At 34.4% G+C, this 18,330-nt stretch carries 14 protein-coding genes; 9 read left to right on the top strand and 5 right to left on the bottom strand.

Translation table 11 applies throughout. The annotated features are described in order from the left end of the window. The first annotated feature begins 215 nt into the window (after window positions 1-215). From QLQ96_RS15900 to QLQ96_RS15880, 5 genes are all read left to right on the top strand, one after another. The gene (locus tag QLQ96_RS15900; protein WP_482491670.1) at window positions 216-2,561 is read left to right on the top strand and encodes a TonB-dependent receptor; all 2,346 of its coding nucleotides are present in this window, start codon (window positions 216-218) and stop codon (window positions 2,559-2,561) included. 34 nt (window positions 2,562-2,595) lie between these two features. Next, window positions 2,596-3,792: a hypothetical protein gene (locus tag QLQ96_RS15895; protein WP_482491669.1), complete on the top strand. Its 1,197-nt coding sequence runs from the start codon at window positions 2,596-2,598 to the stop codon at window positions 3,790-3,792. A gap of 426 nt (window positions 3,793-4,218) precedes the next feature. Then, a complete protein-coding gene (locus QLQ96_RS15890; protein ID WP_482491667.1) occupies window positions 4,219-4,968 on the top strand; it encodes a carbonic anhydrase family protein in 750 nt (249 codons plus the stop codon). Between the two features lie 6 nt (window positions 4,969-4,974). Next, a complete protein-coding gene (locus tag QLQ96_RS15885; RefSeq protein ID WP_482491665.1) occupies window positions 4,975-5,760 on the top strand; it encodes a DUF2490 domain-containing protein in 786 nt (261 codons plus the stop codon). Window positions 5,761-6,001: 241 nt separating this feature from the next. Further along, window positions 6,002-6,922, top strand: a complete 921-nt coding sequence (locus QLQ96_RS15880) for a hypothetical protein (RefSeq protein WP_482491663.1) — start codon at window positions 6,002-6,004, stop codon at window positions 6,920-6,922. A 182-nt stretch (window positions 6,923-7,104) separates the two neighbouring features. On the opposite strand, the gene QLQ96_RS15875 is transcribed toward QLQ96_RS15880, so the two are convergent. The 5 genes from QLQ96_RS15875 to QLQ96_RS15855 form a co-directional block, all read right to left on the bottom strand. Further along, entirely contained in the window at window positions 7,105-10,155 is a 3,051-nt protein-coding gene (locus QLQ96_RS15875) for an efflux RND transporter permease subunit (protein WP_482491662.1), read from the bottom strand. An 8-nt stretch (window positions 10,156-10,163) separates the two neighbouring features. Continuing rightward, complete coding sequence (locus QLQ96_RS15870; RefSeq protein WP_482491660.1) at window positions 10,164-11,249, bottom strand: efflux RND transporter periplasmic adaptor subunit; 1,086 nt, start codon at window positions 11,247-11,249, stop codon at window positions 10,164-10,166. 11 nt (window positions 11,250-11,260) lie between these two features. Beyond that, window positions 11,261-12,592 (bottom strand): TolC family protein, encoded by a 1,332-nt coding sequence (locus tag QLQ96_RS15865; protein ID WP_482491658.1) that lies wholly within the window; start codon window positions 12,590-12,592, stop codon window positions 11,261-11,263. Between the two features lie 54 nt (window positions 12,593-12,646). Beyond that, window positions 12,647-13,264, bottom strand: a complete 618-nt coding sequence (locus QLQ96_RS15860) for a TetR/AcrR family transcriptional regulator (protein ID WP_482491656.1) — start codon at window positions 13,262-13,264, stop codon at window positions 12,647-12,649. 99 nt (window positions 13,265-13,363) lie between these two features. Continuing rightward, window positions 13,364-14,131, bottom strand: coding sequence for an SDR family oxidoreductase (locus tag QLQ96_RS15855; RefSeq protein WP_482491654.1), 768 nt, complete (start codon window positions 14,129-14,131; stop codon window positions 13,364-13,366). Between the two features lie 102 nt (window positions 14,132-14,233). On the opposite strand from QLQ96_RS15855, the gene QLQ96_RS15850 reads away from it, so the two are divergent. The 4 genes from QLQ96_RS15850 to QLQ96_RS15835 all read left to right on the top strand — a co-directional run bounded on the left by QLQ96_RS15850 (window position 14,234) and on the right by QLQ96_RS15835 (window position 18,256). After that, the gene (locus tag QLQ96_RS15850; protein WP_482491652.1) at window positions 14,234-14,647 is read left to right on the top strand and encodes a winged helix-turn-helix transcriptional regulator; all 414 of its coding nucleotides are present in this window, start codon (window positions 14,234-14,236) and stop codon (window positions 14,645-14,647) included. Between the two features lie 47 nt (window positions 14,648-14,694). Next, window positions 14,695-15,252 carry a DUF6624 domain-containing protein gene (locus tag QLQ96_RS15845; RefSeq protein ID WP_482491651.1) on the top strand — a complete coding sequence of 186 codons (558 nt, stop codon included), beginning with the start codon at window positions 14,695-14,697 and terminating at the stop codon, window positions 15,250-15,252. Between the two features lie 183 nt (window positions 15,253-15,435). After that, the gene (locus tag QLQ96_RS15840; RefSeq protein WP_482491650.1) at window positions 15,436-15,627 is read left to right on the top strand and encodes a cold-shock protein; all 192 of its coding nucleotides are present in this window, start codon (window positions 15,436-15,438) and stop codon (window positions 15,625-15,627) included. A gap of 520 nt (window positions 15,628-16,147) precedes the next feature. Further along, window positions 16,148-18,256, top strand: coding sequence for a hypothetical protein (locus QLQ96_RS15835; RefSeq protein ID WP_482491648.1), 2,109 nt, complete (start codon window positions 16,148-16,150; stop codon window positions 18,254-18,256). Window positions 18,257-18,330 lie beyond the last annotated feature (74 nt).

Genomic DNA, 18,330 nt, shown 5'->3' with positions numbered 1-18,330 from the left:
AATATATAAAGTAATCTTCAAGTCTTCCAGAAAGCTATTTTAAAGTTTTTTTTTAAAACAAACACAAAAAATTATGTTGAAAAACTCCTAAAACATTGACTATAAATAATATACAGACTATTTATTTTTATTTAGAATAGTTAAAAATAATATTGTTTTTAAAAGGTTTATGCAATACTTTTGCATCAAATTCATTCAAAAACAAATTTTAAATAATGCGTCTACATAGAATATTACTTTTACTTACGTTTTTCGTAACAGCAAGTACCCTTTACTGTCAAAATAATAAAATCAAAATTTCTGGAATTGTACTAACAAATGCAGGAACACGCGCAGAAGGCGTTTCCATATCATTAAAAGGAACAATCTACTCAGCTCTAACAAATTCAGATGGCGAATATTTCATTACAGCTCCTTCAGGAAAGTATGTTTTAGTAGTGAGTTCGATAGGTTTCAAGCCAAAAGAAATTGAAATTACTGTAGAGCAGTCAGATAAAAAAATAAAAAATATAAGCATCGAAGAAGATACTGCAAATTTAGATGAAGTAAAAATTACTGGGAAATCTAAAGAGCAACGTGTTCGAGAACAGGCATTTAATCTAAACTCAATTGAACTTAAAAATCTGTATAACACCTCTGCAGATATAAATCAGGTTTTAAACCGCTCTTCAGGAATCCGAATTCGTGAAACTAGCGGACTGGGCGGCGACTTTAATTTTTCTGTAAACGGATTATCAGGCAAACAGATTAAGTTTTTTATTGATGGTATTCCGATGGAGAGTTTTGGAAGTACCATGTCTTTAAATAATATCCCTATAAATTTAGCAGAACGCATTGAAGTATACAAAGGTGTAGTGCCTGTTTCTTTAGGGGCTGATGCATTGGGTGGCGCCGTTAATATTGTTACGAATCAAAATATTAATACTTTTTTGGATGCAAGTTATAGTTACGGTTCGTTTAACACGCACAGAGCGGCATTGTCAAGTAGATATACTGGCGAAAAAAGTGGGTTTACAATTGGTGTAAATGCTTTCTATAACTATTCAGACAATAACTATATAATGAAAAATGTGACTTTGTCGGGTCAAAGCACTCCAGGCAATTTCAGAAGATTTAATGATGGTTTTGAATCCTCTATGGTTCAGGTCGAAACTGGTTTTAGAAATAGAAAGTGGGCAGATTTCTTCCTCATCGGATTTAATTATGCAGACCGTTATAAAGAACGCCAAACTGGTGCTACTCAAGAAAATGTCTTTGGAGAAGTCCATTCAACGGGAGATTTTATTCTTCCAACCATCAAATACAAAAAAGATAATTTTTTAACTGACGGACTAAGCGCTAATTTATATGCTTCTTATGGAATTGATAAAAGTACGAATACCGATCTCTCAACCAATAAATATGACTGGAATGGCGAAGTAATAGATACGCATCCTAATTTTGCAGAACAGGGATCATTTCAAATCTTTAAATATGAAAACAAATCGGCTATTGCAAGGGCAAACTTCGGCTATAAATTAAACGAAAATAATTCATTAAGTTTTAATTATAATTTAAGCAACAGCAGCAGAAAAGGAATCAACTACTACAACTTGAGCAATCAGGACTCCAATGCTTTAGATGTTCCTAATAAATTAAATAAATCTATTACTGGACTTGGATGGGAAAATCAGGCATTTAATGACCGATTAAGCACTTCTGTATTTGTAAAAAATTACCGCTTGCATACTTATATCAGAGAAGCCGTGTTTTACAACGCCACGGGTTATAAAAAAGAAGAATCTGAACTTACCAATAATTATTTCGGATACGGAACAGCTTTAAGATATAAATTCAGCGATAATAGTGGCATAAAAGCTTCTTTTGAACATACTTACAGAATTCCAGAAGTCGAAGAATTACTGGGAGATGGAATAAATATACTTGCTAATCCGAAGTTAAAACCTGAAAGCAGCGATAATTTAAATTTAGGAGCTTACTACAAATTTATTTTGCAGGATGATCATACTCTTTCTATAGAAGCTAACGGGTTCATGCGAAAAGCCCAAGATTTTATCCTGCTTCTTCCTGGCGGTATTTTCTCTACTTACAGCAATGTTGGCAAAGTAGACATTACAGGTGTCGATACTGATATTAAATACCATTTTAAATCATTTAATGCTTCTCTTAATGCGAGTTATAATAACTCTGTAAATAAAGATAAGGCTTCTTCTGCTTATCAAGATCGTATTCCAAACCAACCTTGGCTTTTTGCAAACGGAAGCATCGGTTACGGAAAAGAAAACTGGCTGGGAAAAAATACTAAAATTCAGTTTGACTGGTATTCGCAATACATTCACTGGTTTTATTTAACATGGCCAAGCAAAGCATTTGAAGCTGGCAAAAGCAGAATCCCAACTCAGTTTATACAAAATGCAACTCTTAGTTATTCCTTAAAAAACGGAACTTACAATATCGCATTAGACTGTACAAATATATTTGATACCGAAGCTTATGATAACTATAAACTGCAAAAAGCAGGAAGAGCTTTTTATATTAAGTTCAGATATTTCATTAAATAATAAATCATATAATAATTAACTTAAATAAATCATAATGAATACTAAATTAAAATTCCTTGGACTATTGGGTATGGCAGTAATGTCGCTAACATCTTGCAGTAATGATGATACTAAAGAAACAGACGAAACGACAACGGGTGAAGAATTCGTTTTTGCTGGCGGTGTAGAAAATCCATCAGCAGCTTATATGCTTACTTCTGGCACATTGGCAAGCGGTACTGTTTCTGCAAATGGTAATGGGGCAGAAATTACAGGAAACGGCAGATTATTCAAAAATGGATTTTATTATACTCTTGCTAATGGTAAACTTTCAAAATTTAAGTTTGAAAAAAACATTCTTACTTTATCAAAAGAAATTACTTTAGCGGGTAACGCGCTATGGTCTTATTGGCTGGATGATACTACTCTAATTGTATGGAATGGTACTGCATCTGCTCCAAGTGCAGATCTTACTTATAGCATTGTCAATACAAATGACTTATCTGTAACCAAATCTGGAACTTTGACTGTTACAGGTTTACAAGCCACAGATAAAGCTATTTATCTTTCAGGCTGCGTTGTGAATAATGGCAAATTATATTTACCTTATACTGTATATCATTCTGGATGGACAAGCACATCTGTAGCATATTTAGCATCTGTAGATTATCCTTCAATGGGTAATTTAAAAATTGATACCGATACACGTTCTGGAGCTCTAGGAACATTTTCTACTTTAATGGGAGGTACAATAAAATATAATAATGATCTTTATATTATTACTGATTGCGGTGAGCGTTGGGGATCTGTAGCAGATAAACCAAGTGCTATTTTTAAAGTAAGCAACGGTGCAACGGAACTTAATGCTGATTACTTTTTTGATTTAACAGCTATCAGCGACGGCAACAAAGAATTTTACGGTCTTTATGATTTAGGAAACGGAAAAGGAATAACACGTCTTGGAAGAAAAGATGTTTTATTGACTTTTGATGATTACAACGGTTCTGATGTTTTTGAATTTTATGTTATAGACGTAGCTGCAAAAACTAAAACAAAATTGAACCTGCCTTTAAGCCAATACGTAAGTGCTTCTCCTGTTTTAGTTGAAAATGGAAAAGCGTATATTTTAGTATCTACAAAAGCAAATGGAAGTTTTGTTTATACTTATGATATTACTTCAGGCAGTTTAACAAAAGGTATTGAAGTAAAAGGTATGGACTACGTAAACTGGATTTCAAGATTAAACAAATAGTGACTTAGAAATAAGTTTGTATCATAGAAAGGTCGGAATTTTATTTCCGACCTTTTTTTTATAGGTTAACAATTGTGTTTGTGAGTGTAAAGTCAGGAGAATCCTCCCCCGTTTACGAAATGTTTTTTCATTAAAAATAAACTTTCCTCTGCCGTTAATAAACGATTTAATCTGTTCTTCATATTCGTTTAAATTGAATTAAAGTGAACCAATTAAAATTGTACACTTTTTTAAACTTCATCTAAAGTTCATTTAAGATGCTTAAAATAGCTTCTTTTTATATCAAAAAAAATATTACATGAGCGCGAGTTTTTTTAAGATTTTTTTTGGTAGGGAAATAACCTATTTCCCTGTTATATATTGAACCATAAACGGACATGCCGAACACCGATTTACAAAGTAGGCAGACTTAACTCAAACAAAGAAATGAAAAATCAATTTAAATCATTGGTAATGCTTTGCATGGCAGCACTTTTGGTTTCTTGTAACGGCAAAACAAATGCAGAAAAATCAACTTTACCTTCTAACCAAAATGATGTCAAACCTGTAGTTTCACATGTAATGACTAAGGAAGAGCAAACCAGACTTACGCCTGATGCAATTTTACAGGAATTTATAGAAGGAAATAAACGTTTTCAAAGCGGCACTACAACAGTTCGTGATCATAGCATTCAAGCTAGAAAATCAGCGCCAGGACAATTTCCAAAAGCGGTTGTACTAAGTTGTGTCGACAGCCGCGTACCAGTCGAAGATGTATTTGATCAGGGTTTGGGAGATATTTTTGTGGGACGTGTGGCAGGAAATTTTGTAAATGAAGACCTATTAGGCAGTATGGAATTTGCCTGTAAAGTTTCGGGTGCAAAATTGGTTTTAGTAATGGGGCACCAGCATTGCGGGGCTATTAAAGGTGCAATTGATGATGTAAAATTGGGTAATATTACCGCCATGCTTTCAAAAATAAAACCAGCTGTAGCAATGAGCCAAGATTTTAAAGGTGAAAAAACATCTAAAAATGATAGTTTTGTAAAATACGTTTCAGAAAATAACGTACTTTACACCATGGATCAAATTCGTAAAAAAAGCCCAATTCTTAAAGAAATGGAAGATAAAGGAGAAATAAAAATTGTAGGTGTATTTTATAATTTGACAGATGGAACACTTGAATTTTTAAAATAATTATGAATGAAACAAAATTTATTAGCCTTCATCTTTTTAGTTGGCGCTTTACAAACAGTAATCGGGCAAAATAATCGTACTACTACAAACAACAGCATTGGATGGTATAATTTTTTTGGAACATTTAAGATCTCAGAAAAATTTGGAATACATACAGAATACCAATGGAGAAGAAATGAAATGATTACAGAATGGCAGCAAAGTCTACTGCGGGTTGGCGTAAATTACAATTTAAATTCAAGAGTTCAATTCCGGGTTGGTTATGGCTGGATCGAAACCTATCCTTATGGTGAAATACCACTGAACGGAATGGGAAGAGACTTTACGGAACATAGAATTTTTGAAATGGTACAGCTGAGTCATAAAGAAGGAATCGTTGACTTTTCGCATAGATTTATGTTAGAACAAAGATTTGTTGGCAGATATAGTTCCATAAACGAGCCAACAGAAGATGAATTCCCATTATTGAACCGAATACGATATATGATAAGAGTTCAGGTGCCTTTAAAAGGAAATGAGATTAAAGACAAAACCCCCTATTTAGCTTTCTATGACGAAATTTTTATCGGATTTGGAAAAAATGTAAATATGAACGTTTTTGATCAGAACAGAATTGGAATTTTATTAGGTTATAGGTTTAATAAAAACATAAGAATTGAAGGAGGCTACCTCAATCAAACCGTACAGCTGGGAAGACAAATAGAAGGAAAAAATGTTTTTCAAAACAATAATGGATTCATATTGAATACTAATTTAAATTTTGACCTCACCAAAACCACCAAACAAGATTAGCGAAAACAGCACTTTTGATATCATGATTAAGTGAAACTTATCTAAATTCTTGAAAATAAAAACCTCCGAAAATTCACTTTTTTTTGGAGGTTTTTTTTAATAAATTATCCAATAAATTTTTAAAAATAAATATATCTTTTGTAATTTAAATCCTCTATTATACTATAAATAAACCTTTTATCGATGTTACTGATAGCGACACGAAGTTATTTTGTACTTTTAAGGTTAAAATGAAAGCAGTATGAAACAACTGAAAATTTTTATGGTATTGCTAGCAGCTACTCTTGTTTGTTCCTGTTCAACTGTTTTAAATAGTCCAAAAATTGATTATCTGACCAGTAATTATTGCCAGCCTACAATTGAGTATGATTATTCAAAACTCGAAATCTCTCAAAATAAATTACCGAAACAAGACAGTATCTTAAATGCAAATTTATCTCAACATGATATTCTAATCAGTAATGCTATTGGCATTGAAACTTATCTGGCAGAATATCTTCAAATAAAAAAAGACACTTTAAAAAGACTGGTATTTAAACAAAAAATTACGGACAGGTTAATTCTTACCGGCATCGAAATAAATGCGCTGGCTTCAGAATTGGACTGTAATGGCGAACGAATCAATAAATTAGCCGATTATGTTAATGGCATCAATAATAAAAAAACTAAAAATCTTACTGTAGCTTCAGTTACGATAGGCGCATTGACAACTGTAGCAACTGTTTTAATAAAAAATAATAATTCAAGCAATATAGTTGGTGTAAGCGGCGGATTACTGAGTGCTGGATTAGGAGCGATGACCATTTCACCTAAAGGAAAAAAAATCGACTTGAAACTTCAAAGAAATCTACTGAGAAATATTTGGTTTAATGACAATTCTGACGGTGCATACCCCAACTCTATATGGGCGATTCTAAATGAAAAACAATTCAGCAATTCGCAAAAAAATGATCTGCAGGAAAGCATTAAAAACAGATGGCTTCAATACAATTTTGATGGAGAAATAGATACTGAAACCGAAAAACTTTTCTTTTACGATGGCGGAATTTACACCGCAGACGATTTATATTCCAGAGCTAATATGCTAAATGAGCTGCAAGCAACTATTCGATCTCTCGAACAAGATTTAAAAAGTTTATCTGTAAGACTAAATGCCATTTAATTGGAAAGAACTTTAAGCAGTTAACTAATTGCTCGATTAAATTGGAAAAAAATAGATTTAAAATTAAATACATTTTATATCAATTCTCAACAAGTTCAGTTAAGACTATCACTGCCAAAAGGCGCCAATTGAATAATACAATTGGCGCCTTTTTATATACTATTATTAATATTTTATTTTCCTTACTTGTTTTCAATATTAGGAGGAATCAATTTATACATCACTGGCGTTACAATTCGTGATAATATTGTAGAACTGATCAGTCCGCCAATTAGAACAATAGCCAATGGTGCGATCAACGGATTTGAGTTTAACGCAATCGGAATTAAACCGCAGATTGCAGTAATAGATGTGAGCACTACTGGCAGAAAACGGGTTTCTCCTGCAATAGAAATCGCTTCGTCTATCGAATGTCCTTCCTCTCTTAACTGATTAGTAAAATCGACCAAAAGTAAAGAGTTCTTTACCTGAATTCCCGAAAGACCAATAAAACCGATTATAGCAACCAAAGACATCGGACTTCCATTGAGAAGCAATAATAACACACCGCCTAAAATTCCGAGCGGTATAATAGATAATACAATAATAATTCCTTTGAACGTTTTAAACTGCAGCAGTAAAACCGCCACAAACAAAAAGGTGCTTAAAATAATCACTGCCAAAAAGTTACCGCCCAGCGCATCGCCTTCGGATTCTTTTTCGCCTGATAATTTGTAATAATATCCTTTTGGCATTTTCAATTGATCCAGTTTTGGAACTATGTGCGTCAATAAATCATTGGCATAATATCCTTTTGCTGATAAAGCGGTTACTTTTGAAAAGCGTGATTTATTAAAATGATTAATCGCCGTTGGAGAAGTTTCAAACGAAATTTCAGCAATCTGATTCAATGCAATCGGAGTTCCTTGAAGATTATTTACGTACAAGTTTTTCAAAGCATCAAGGTTCGAAAATTTATCTCTAGGCAATGTCAATGTAACATTTCTGGCATCTCCTCTGTCGTCTATATAATCGCCAACCGTTAATCCAGCTACCGACAGACGGATTACCTTATCTACATCGCTCGTCAATACTCCCAGTGTTCTGGCTTTTTCTTTATTGATTTTAACTTTAACATCCGTTTTATACGTATTCAGCTCATTGTTAATATATACTGTTCCTTCCTGATTTCTAAGAATAGTTTCTACCTGCGAAGAAAGCTTACGTAACATTTCCTGATCTTCACCAAATAATCGCACTACAATATTGGCTTCTAATGGCGTTCCCTGTTCAAAATCTTTAACCTCGACTTTGGCGTAAGGCATTGTTTTAAATTTATTTCGAAGTTCTTCAATCAAAGCTGTTTTCTCTGATGGTTTAGCTTCATCTTCGAGCTGAACAAAAATCTGTGCAAAATCGGGTTTTCTGTCCTGTGGATGCACGTTGTAATAAATCTGCGGATTTCCTTTTCCAACATTCGAAGTGTAATACACAATTTCTTTATGATTTTTAAGCTCTGCTTCTACAATTTTGGTAACACGGTCACTTTCTAAAATATTGGCTTGAAGCGGCATTTTTATATTAATAAGAAACATTGGTTTTTCTGAAGTTGGGAATAACTTAAAACCTGTTACTTTAAACAATCCAAAAGCTGTGATGCTTAAAACTATCGAAATAGCAATAGTTGTTCTCGGATATTTTAAGGCTTTCGGCATAATATCACGGTACGCTCTGGTAAGGAATTTTTGCAGATACTGAAGAAAGATATTTCCTCCCGCATGATCGTGCGTTTTTAAAAATCGGCTTCCTAAAAACGGCACCAATGTCAAAGCTACAATCATCGACGCTAGTACACTGGTAATAACAGCCATTGGCAGACTTCTTATAAATTCTCCCGAAACATCTGGCAGAAAAGCCAGTGGTAAAAATGCAATGATAAGTGTTGCAGTACAGCCTACTACGGCAATTCCGATTTGTTTGGTGCCTTTAAGAACTGCATCCATTTTAGAATGTCCTTCTCGCAGCCACCTTTCTATGTTTTCGACTACCACAATACTGTCATCCACCAGTAAGCCCAACGCTACCACCAAACCGACAATACTTAACTGATTTAAAGAAAAGCCAAAAGCATTCATGGCAATTAATCCTAATGCGAGAGATAACGGAATAGAAATCATCACAATTCCAGAAGCTCTTAAACCCAATGGAAGCAATGTCACAATTACCAAAACAATCGCCAACGTAAAATCAAAACCTAAATGTCCCAGACGCTGCGATACCATATTCGCTTGATCGAAGTTTTTTACTAATTTGATGTTTGATGGCAGTTCTTTAGAAAATTCATCAACGATTGGCAAAAATTCTTTCTGCACATCAGTAATGTTTACATTGTCTTTCATACCAGCCGTAACCAACACGCATCGGTGTCCGTTGATTCGGGTAATATGATCGACAACTTGGGATTTATAACCTACTTCGGCTACATCTTTCATATAGATTATTTTCCCGTTTGCATTGTAAATTACCGTATTGGCTACATCATCGGCATTTTTAAATTTACCGCTGGTTTTTACATTAAATACTTTACTCCCTAAATCAATGCTTCCGCCTGGAATATCGGCTGCTTCGCTCTGCAGACTTCCCATAACCACGTTTAATGGGATTTTTAATTGTGCCAATTTTTCAAGCTGTAAGTCAATACGAATTTCCTGCTCTGGAATTCCGGCATATTTTACATCTTTAAGATTGGTAATTTTCTCAATTTTAGATTTTAGTTTATCGGCTTCATCGCGCAGTTTTTTGTCTGATGCATTTGCTGAAACCAATGCCAACTGAAGGATTTTTACATCAGAAGAAGCAATTTTTTCAGTTTTTATCTGATAAATATCTTTTGGAAGTTCGCTGTTTTTAAGCGCATTCATTTCCGTAGAAATCTCCTGATATTTATTGTCAACATCAACTCCATATTTAAATTTTACCTGAAAAGCAGCAACACCATCTTCTACTGTGGTTAATATTTTTTCGATGTTTTCAAGTCCATAAATTTTGTTTTCGATCGGTTTTACAACCTGCTCCTCCATATCCTTCGGACTTGTGCCAGGATAAATGACCGTAATTAAATATTGCGGCGGATGCGTTGAAGGATCTTCTGCCCTTGGCATGGTAAACAGCGTAAGGTACCCTACCACAGCAACCAGCAGAAATATAATCAGCGTAAACTGATAATTTTTAACAGCAAAGTTTGTTATTTTCATGATACTGATTATTTAATGATCTTGATGGTTGATTCTTCGTTGAGATAAGCACTGTTGGAAATCACAATCTGATCTGTTTTCTGAAGTCCATCTTTGATAAATACTTTATTGTTTTCAAATTTATTAATCGTCACAGGCTGGCGTTTTACTTTGTTGTTTTCTACAATAAAAACAAACGCTTTGTTTCCGTCGGCCTCAATAAGCGAATTGTAAGGAATGATGATAAAATCTTCTGAGTGATCTGCATTTATTTCGGCTTTTCCAAACATTCCGACCGCAGGTTTGCTTTTCTTAAGGCTTAGTTTTAACTCGACCTGAAAAGATCCCAATGCTGCATCTGCCGCCTGCGATTTTCTAAAAATAAAGGCATCGAATTTTTCATCAGGATAACCGTCAAGTGTTACAACAGCTTTTTGGCCTACTTTTACTTCGGCCCATTCTTTGTCGGTTAAGCCGACTTTAAGCAGATAATTATTGTACTGGCTGGTTTCATTTATGGCCAAAATTGGAGACCCCGCACCTACAACCTCGCCTTCGCTGGCTATTTTTTTTGAAACAAAACCATCCGCCGCAGCATAAATTTTAGAGTAGCGTGCATTAAAAGCAACAGCATCTTTCTGTTTCTTAGCAATATCAAGGCCAGTTTTGGTGTTCTGAAGCTGTTCCAATGTATACACACTGTCTTTGTACAAATTGCTTGCACGTTTATAATCACGCTCGTATTTTTTTAGATTTAAATCGGTCTGGTTCAATCCGGCGTTGATCTCTGTTTCGTCTAATGACGCCAAAAGCTGTCCTTTCTTAAAAAACTGGCCTTCTTCCACATAAATACGATTGATGATACCTCCGATTTTAAATCCGTAATTGGCTTGATTTTCAGTTGTTACCAACCCTGATGCACTAATCGTATTCTTAAGAGCGAAAGATTCGACCGGAGCTGTTTTAATCGGAATAACATCTGCGCTTTCAAAGGGCGAATTTTCTTTTTTTTCTTCTTTGCAGGCATAAAAAAGCGGTAAAACAAGCAATATGACCAAGACTTTTTTAGAACCTGCAATATGTTTTTTTAGAGATTTTTGAATTATTAATTTCATGATTTTTGTTTTTAGTTAAAAGTAAAAGTGGCATTGGCTCGTTCTAATTCTGCAAAAGCAATCCAAGAGTTATAAAGTGAAATATTAGTATTAAGTTGTGCATTTACCCATTGGTTCTGTGCATCAAGTAGTTCTATATATATGGCTTGGCCTTCCTTGTACAATTTAGTAATGTCATCATTGTACTTTTTGGACGACTGTTTTTGATTTTTATCAGCATAGAATTGCTCCAAAGCCGATTTTAGATTGTTCTGTGAAACCTGAAACTGAAGCAGCAACTGCTGTTTGACATTATCCGTTTGTGAAATGATCTTTTTATTGTCTTCTTCAACTTGTTTCAGTTTCCATTTGTTTTTGTTGCCCGAAAAAATATTCCACTCTAGACCTACTCCAGCAAAATAATAGCGTGAGTTTTTATCTGCTTCAAAATCAAAATCCTGAATTCCGAAATCGGCAAAACCATTTACTTTTGGCAGCCAGTACGAATTGGTCAATTTGCTTACATTTTCGTTTATTTCTTTTGCCTCCGTAAGCTTTTGCAGTTCTTCCCTATTTTGAGTGTTTTCTGCCACAGCTCCAACTGGCGGAACTTCATTTTCCTCTACTTGTATAGCGGTGTCCAATTTTTGATTCAGTAAAAAATTAAAATACGATCGGGCATTATTACTGGTTTGTCTGGCGGTTTCTAAATTGGCCTGAATGCGGATCACCTCATTATCGCTTCGTAAAACTGCAGTCCGGTTTATTTTTTCATTTCTAAATAAAGCCTGATTCACTCTTTGATTTTCTTTAACCAAAGCCAAAGCATCTTCGTAAATCTTAACTCCCTCAACCGACTGCAGATACTTGTAATAAGCAATTTTGATTTCCTTTACTAACTCCCTTTGGTAGATTTCGAGTTCTATTTTTTGAAGTGAAGTCTGCTGGGTTTTTATTCTTTTATTATAAATGATTTCAAAATTCAGCAATGGCATGGTGGTGTGAATTTTAGCATCATAAAAATTATCCGGATTAATCAACACCGACTGATTTTCCAACATTGGAAAAGCGTTTGAATTGGTAATCTGATTTAAGGTAGTGTACACCGGATTCAGCATATCTCCAATCGGGATGTCAATTGTTCTTCCGCCTTCTGCTTTCGTATAACTTCCGTTTAGAGAAACCGTCGGATAAAAAAGGGATTTAGCCTCTTTTAAGGCATACATACTTTTGTTAATATCAAAATTATGTTGCTTTATCACTTCATTGTTCTTTAGTCCAGCTTCGATATAGCTGTCTAAGATGCTTTGAGAATATCCGAGATATCCAAAAAACAGAATTGTAAAATTTAAAATTGTTTTCATTTTGTACATTGTTTATAATTTGAACGTTGTTCAATTTTTTCAGTAAAAAAAACTTTACAGTTTTTCTATTATTTTTAAAAATTCATTATATCCATCAAATAATATGGTATCCGGATTAGTAAATTTTACTCCCTTTGTACGCTGTCTGATTTCCAAACAGCACATTCCATGAACGAGACTCCAGACCATAAAAGAGAGCGGTTCTGCTTTATGTCCTGCAAAATGGCCTTCAGCAATGCATTCTTCAACAGTTTTCTTTACATAACCAAAAGTCACCGCTCCTTCATCCCAATTGTCATTATCAGAATTTTCTAAAAATTCCATTGGTCCTTTTAAGTTGAACATCAAATCATACATTTCTGAATTTTCTAAAGCGAATTTTATATAGGAAATTCCCATCTTTTTTAATCGCTCTTTTGGATCTGCAATTGCAAATAAATCCTGAAAATAACTGCCTAGCTCCTGAAAACCTATTGAATGCAGATCATGCAGAATGGCATTTTTATCTTTAAAATAAACATATACCGTACCTACGCTGTAATCAATTTCATCTGCTATGTTTCTGATTGTAGTCTGCTCAATTCCCTTTTCGACAAAAAGCTTTTTAGCAGCTTTTAGTATTAGCGCTCTCAAGGCTTCTTTCTCTCGTGCTTTTCTTTCGGCTGTACTCATATATCTATTTATTTTTGCCTTAGTATGCTAAGTATAAAACAAAGATATAAAATTAAATGAACATTGTTCATTTTTTATTCAACACAAAATTATACCAGATTAAGATTGAAGTTTAAGACTTACTCCCTTTGGATTTATTAATTTATACGCGATTTTTGGAAAAAAGCGATTCAATAAATAAATGGCTTTTGTATCTCCCACACGAATCGTATAAGTATTATTTTTCAAACCTTTAATCAAACCATTTATCAGAACATCAGGTGTTATCGATTTGCCATCCATTCCTTCTGACATATTTGTTTTTACAAGAGGCGGAAGCAGTTCGAATACTTTTACCTTACTTCTAATAAAACGTAAATGCTCTCTTAATGCTTCAGTGTAAAAACGAACTGCAGCTTTGGAAGCTGAATAAGTCGGCACTAGAATCGACGGCGTATAACTTAAGATTGATGAGGTATTAATAATGGCTGCTTCTTTTCTGGATTTCAGCATATCCATAAATAGATTATTCAAAAGTACAATGCCTAAATAATTGGTATTGATTTCTACTGCCGCTTTTTCAAAATGATTTGTATTGCTTATTCCTAAATTATCTAAACCGTTCATGATTCCTGCGTTGTTGTACAAAATATCAATACCTCCTAAATTTTCAATTTCCTTGTATAACGCTTCGGCAGCCTCTTTGTTTGACGCATCACTTTTTATTGCTGTAATAGACGGATACATTTTTTTAGCCAGATCAAGTTTCTTCTGGTCCCTGCCTGTTATAATTACTTTAGCGCCCTCTGTAATAAATTGTTTTACAGCCTTTAATCCGATTCCGGCAGAACCTCCTGTAATCAAAACTGTCTTACCTTTTAATTCCATAATTTTTCTATTTAATTTATTATCTTTATATTTGCTTGCGAAATGCAAGTGCAAATATAAATACATTTACTTGCAAAATGCAAGCTGTTTTAAATTTATTTTATGAAAACTCAAAAAAAGAGATCTGACTGCCCGGTAAGTTTTTCACTTGAAGCCTTTGGTGACAAGTGGTCATTGTTGATAGTAAGGGATTTAATGCTTAAAAAAAAATGTACTTATGGCGAGTTGGCAAAGTCTGATGAGAAAATAGCAACTAATATTTTGGCTGCCCGATTGCTTTCATTAGAAGAAAACGGAATTATTCAGAAGCTAGAGCATCCAGACAGTAAAGCCAAAGTATTATATCAATTGACGCAGAAAGGGATCGATTTAATTCCGATAATTATCGAAATTAATCTTTGGGCGGAAAAGTATACCGAAATACCTGAAGAAAGAAAAGAAATGCTGGCACAGATGAAAGCTGATAAGGAAGGATTTATTAGATATGCTTTTAAAGAACTTAAATCAAATCTCTAATTGACTATAAACTCTTTATTTTAAATCTCTAAGCTAAAAATACTCTCATGGACAAAAAAATTGTTGAAGAATTGATAGAAATGGCTCAGAACGATCTCAATTTGAGAGAAATATTACTCAAAGCAGGAAAACTTTCTTCTGGTTATAATTCCGATATGGAGCAGCTTCATAACAAAAATGCATCAAGACTTAACGAGATTATAGAGCTTTATGGATATCCTACACAGAATAAGGTAGGAAAAAAAGCTTCTGAAGCTGCATGGCTGATTGTCCAGCATGCAATCAGCAGACCTGTCTTCATGAAGCAGTGTTATGAACTTCTTTCACAGATGAAAGATGAGATAAATTCTCAAAATCTTGCCTATCTCCATGACCGCATCTCTTATTTTGAAGGAAAACCGCAGAAGTTTGGAACCCAATTTGACGACAGAGGCATATATCCAGTTGAGGATAAAATGGAAATGGCTAGACTTCGTGAAGAATTAAATCTCCCAGCATATGATGATGCTTTATTTACTGAGTGCAGGAATGAGGAAGACAGCAACGATTTACATCCCAGCAACACAGAATTTTACCACTGGCGCAAGAAAACAGGATGGATATAAACTGATTTTCAATACAATATAACACATTGAGTTTCGAGGTTTTATTTTTTAAGAAATTCTTGAGTCTTTATGAAATAAAAGTCTAATTAATGATTATTAAAAGTTAATAAAATCATAATTAAATTTTTAATATGCCCTTTCTCATAATTAAAAGACTACTTTTGAGCAAATTAAATATTTAAGATGCAAGAAGGTACAGTAAAATTTTTCAATGAAGAAAAAGGATTCGGATTTATAACACCTAATGATGGTGGAAGCGAAATTTTTGTTCATGTTTCAGGTCTATCAGAAAACATTCGTCAAGACGATGTAGTTAGATATGACATTCAGGAAGGCCGAAAAGGTCCAAACGCAGTAAACGTAGTAATAGCATAATACAATATACTATACAAAAAGTTTAGAAAGCATCTGTCAAAAACAGATGCTTTTTTATTTCTAAAAACAAGAGGTTTTTCGATCGGTCCCAACAGGACATCCAAAACAAATTCATACAACCAATCAAAGACAGACACTAAATTGTGTAGTCGAGGTCACTATAAAGGACAAAAGATAATTTTTATCTTTTGTCCTTTTCTTTTATGCCTCAGTTCTTTATCAATCAATACAAAATCAGCTTCTTTTATTTAGCCATAATAAAATCATAGTCCTTTATTTACAATTATTTAACTTCAAGTAAGTTAAAACAGGTGTTTTTACGCTAATTTCTTACATTTCTTGTTTCTAATTTTACTACTGAAAAAAATAGCTTTACAAGCCCCTTATTTGTACAACTCTTCTGTACACCATAAACTTCCCAATTCAAGCCTAAAAAGTGATGACCTGAATTCACTTTAAAAAACGGGGGCGACTTCTGAAAAGCCACACGAGTAGGACTAACACTAAAAACACTAATATTATGGAACTAAAAAACACAAACGAGCAAGAGGACGTTGCTGTAATCAATGATGTAAACAGCAATTTCCAATTTAGAACACCAGCTGGTATTCAGGATTTTCAAACAGATCCTTCGAAACAAACCGCAATGAATCAGCTGTGGAGTGCAAATCTCGATGAATTTACGCAACAAGGTATGTTAAGTAATCCGTGGAATACTACCAATACTCCAGCGGTCACTAATTACTACAATCCGATACAAAACAATCCTAAAAGCGTTGTCAATAATGTTACATGGTCTGCTTTTCCAGGAAGATTGGCTTTTAATTTTCCTGCTGCTTCGCAAGATCAATTAAACCAAATGGCAGATACTGGTAATATGATATCGTTAATTAATAATAATCCATGCGGTACTCCTACTGAAACTATTCCTTATTTTCCGTATGGTCCAAGAGGCTGGCAGGATGAATATTGCGAATGGGCAGTAACTCGAAATGCTCAAAATAAAATTACACGCATTGATTTTACCTGTGAAAATCCAGAATATTGGAACAGCCTTTGGATTATTGATCCTAACAAAGTTCTATCGCTTTATCAATCTATATTGAATAAGCCGCAAATCACTTTAGCCGATTTAAGTTTACCAGGCGCTGTAAACCCTGCTACAGGAGGACCAATTTATAATCCGTTAAATAAATGGAATTCTGGACCTGTATCAAACGCTAATTTGGGAGGTGCTATACATTTAACTAGTACACCTAATACTTTGCAAACAGAAATTGGATTGGCTACTGCGGCAACCGTACAGCGTAATAACCCATCTGGTTCAACAGAAAGTACGGTTTGGCCTTCAAGACTATACAATGAATTATTGTGTGATGCACAATACGGACAAAAAAACCGAAATAGCGATCCGAACATTGGAGGTACGGTAAACAATCTTGTTACGGGTAATGTAATAATTCCAGCTTTAGGACCACAGGTAGTTACTCTTGCAGATCCACCAGGACTTTATATTCAAATGCCTGATTTTACTCATTATGAAACTCCTGACGGCACAAATGCAGCTACATTCTGGAATATTGCACGCGGATCTGAAACTTTAAATGATCAATATGGCAATCCAATGCCAGGTAATTTTATATTGCATGCTGTATTTGAAGTTCCTGCAGATAAAAACTACACAATCAGCGATATAACGATAAGAGGTCAAAAAATTGATTGGGGATCTCAAGTTGCATCAACTTTTAAAATGCAAATTGTTGCCAGCAGTTACAATAGTCCAACAATTCCTAAAGGTTATGATGCTGTAGGTACGCCAAATGTTACTTTTGCACAGCCTTTACAGCTTTTCTATCAGGATTACTTTAATGCTATGTACAAAACTAATGTGCCTAATCCTGTTAATCATCCAATTTCTCTTTTGAGTAACAGTACTTTTATTCCGCCAACCATTTTTAATTCGGCAAGCGGAGTCAATATGGTATTGATTTGCGATACTTGCACTGCCGTTTCGGGTAATCCTTCCACTTATCCAGCTGTAACTTTTGACGATTCTAATATTAAAGCAGTTGTAAATTCTGTTCAAAACAACATCACTTATGCAGTGCCAGGTAACAGTATGCCAAGTTCTTATACCGCTTTGTTTATTAGTGTTAGTGTGGGCGTTAATGCTTCTGCAGGTGCTCATGGAATATTCATTACCAATCCTGGGCAACAGCAAAGTCCTGCAATGCCTGGAATGCTTATCGTATCGCCAACAACTGTACAAGCCAATGTTAAATGGCAAAACACGGGCGTAATTGTACAACCAGGAACTCCTGTCAATGTTGCTTATCAAGGCGGACTTTGGACGGCAAATCCAAATGATAATGGCGGACAATTGTATGATGCTTCGGGAAATCCATACTTTATTCCAGCTAAGACAGGCTACACAATGCCAGGTGAAAATGAAGGATCACTTATTGGACAAGTTAACGGTACTGTATTTTTTATTGGTTTGGGCGCTACTGTACCCGCTAATGTTCAGGGCGAATTGCAGTTGTGCATTAATGATGATTTAAATGGTATCTACGGAGTTGGTTTTGCAGATAACATCGGAAATATAACGGTAAAAATTACGGTTGGATAATTATTACCGAATCTACTTTTATGGGGAAATATAAGTCATAAGGATATACTTCAAACCTTATATTTCCCTATTTT

This window comes from Flavobacterium sp. B167r (assembly GCF_056824315.1).
The sequence above is the reverse complement of the archived record's forward strand: the minus strand, read 5'-3'. Positions and strand labels throughout refer to the sequence as shown.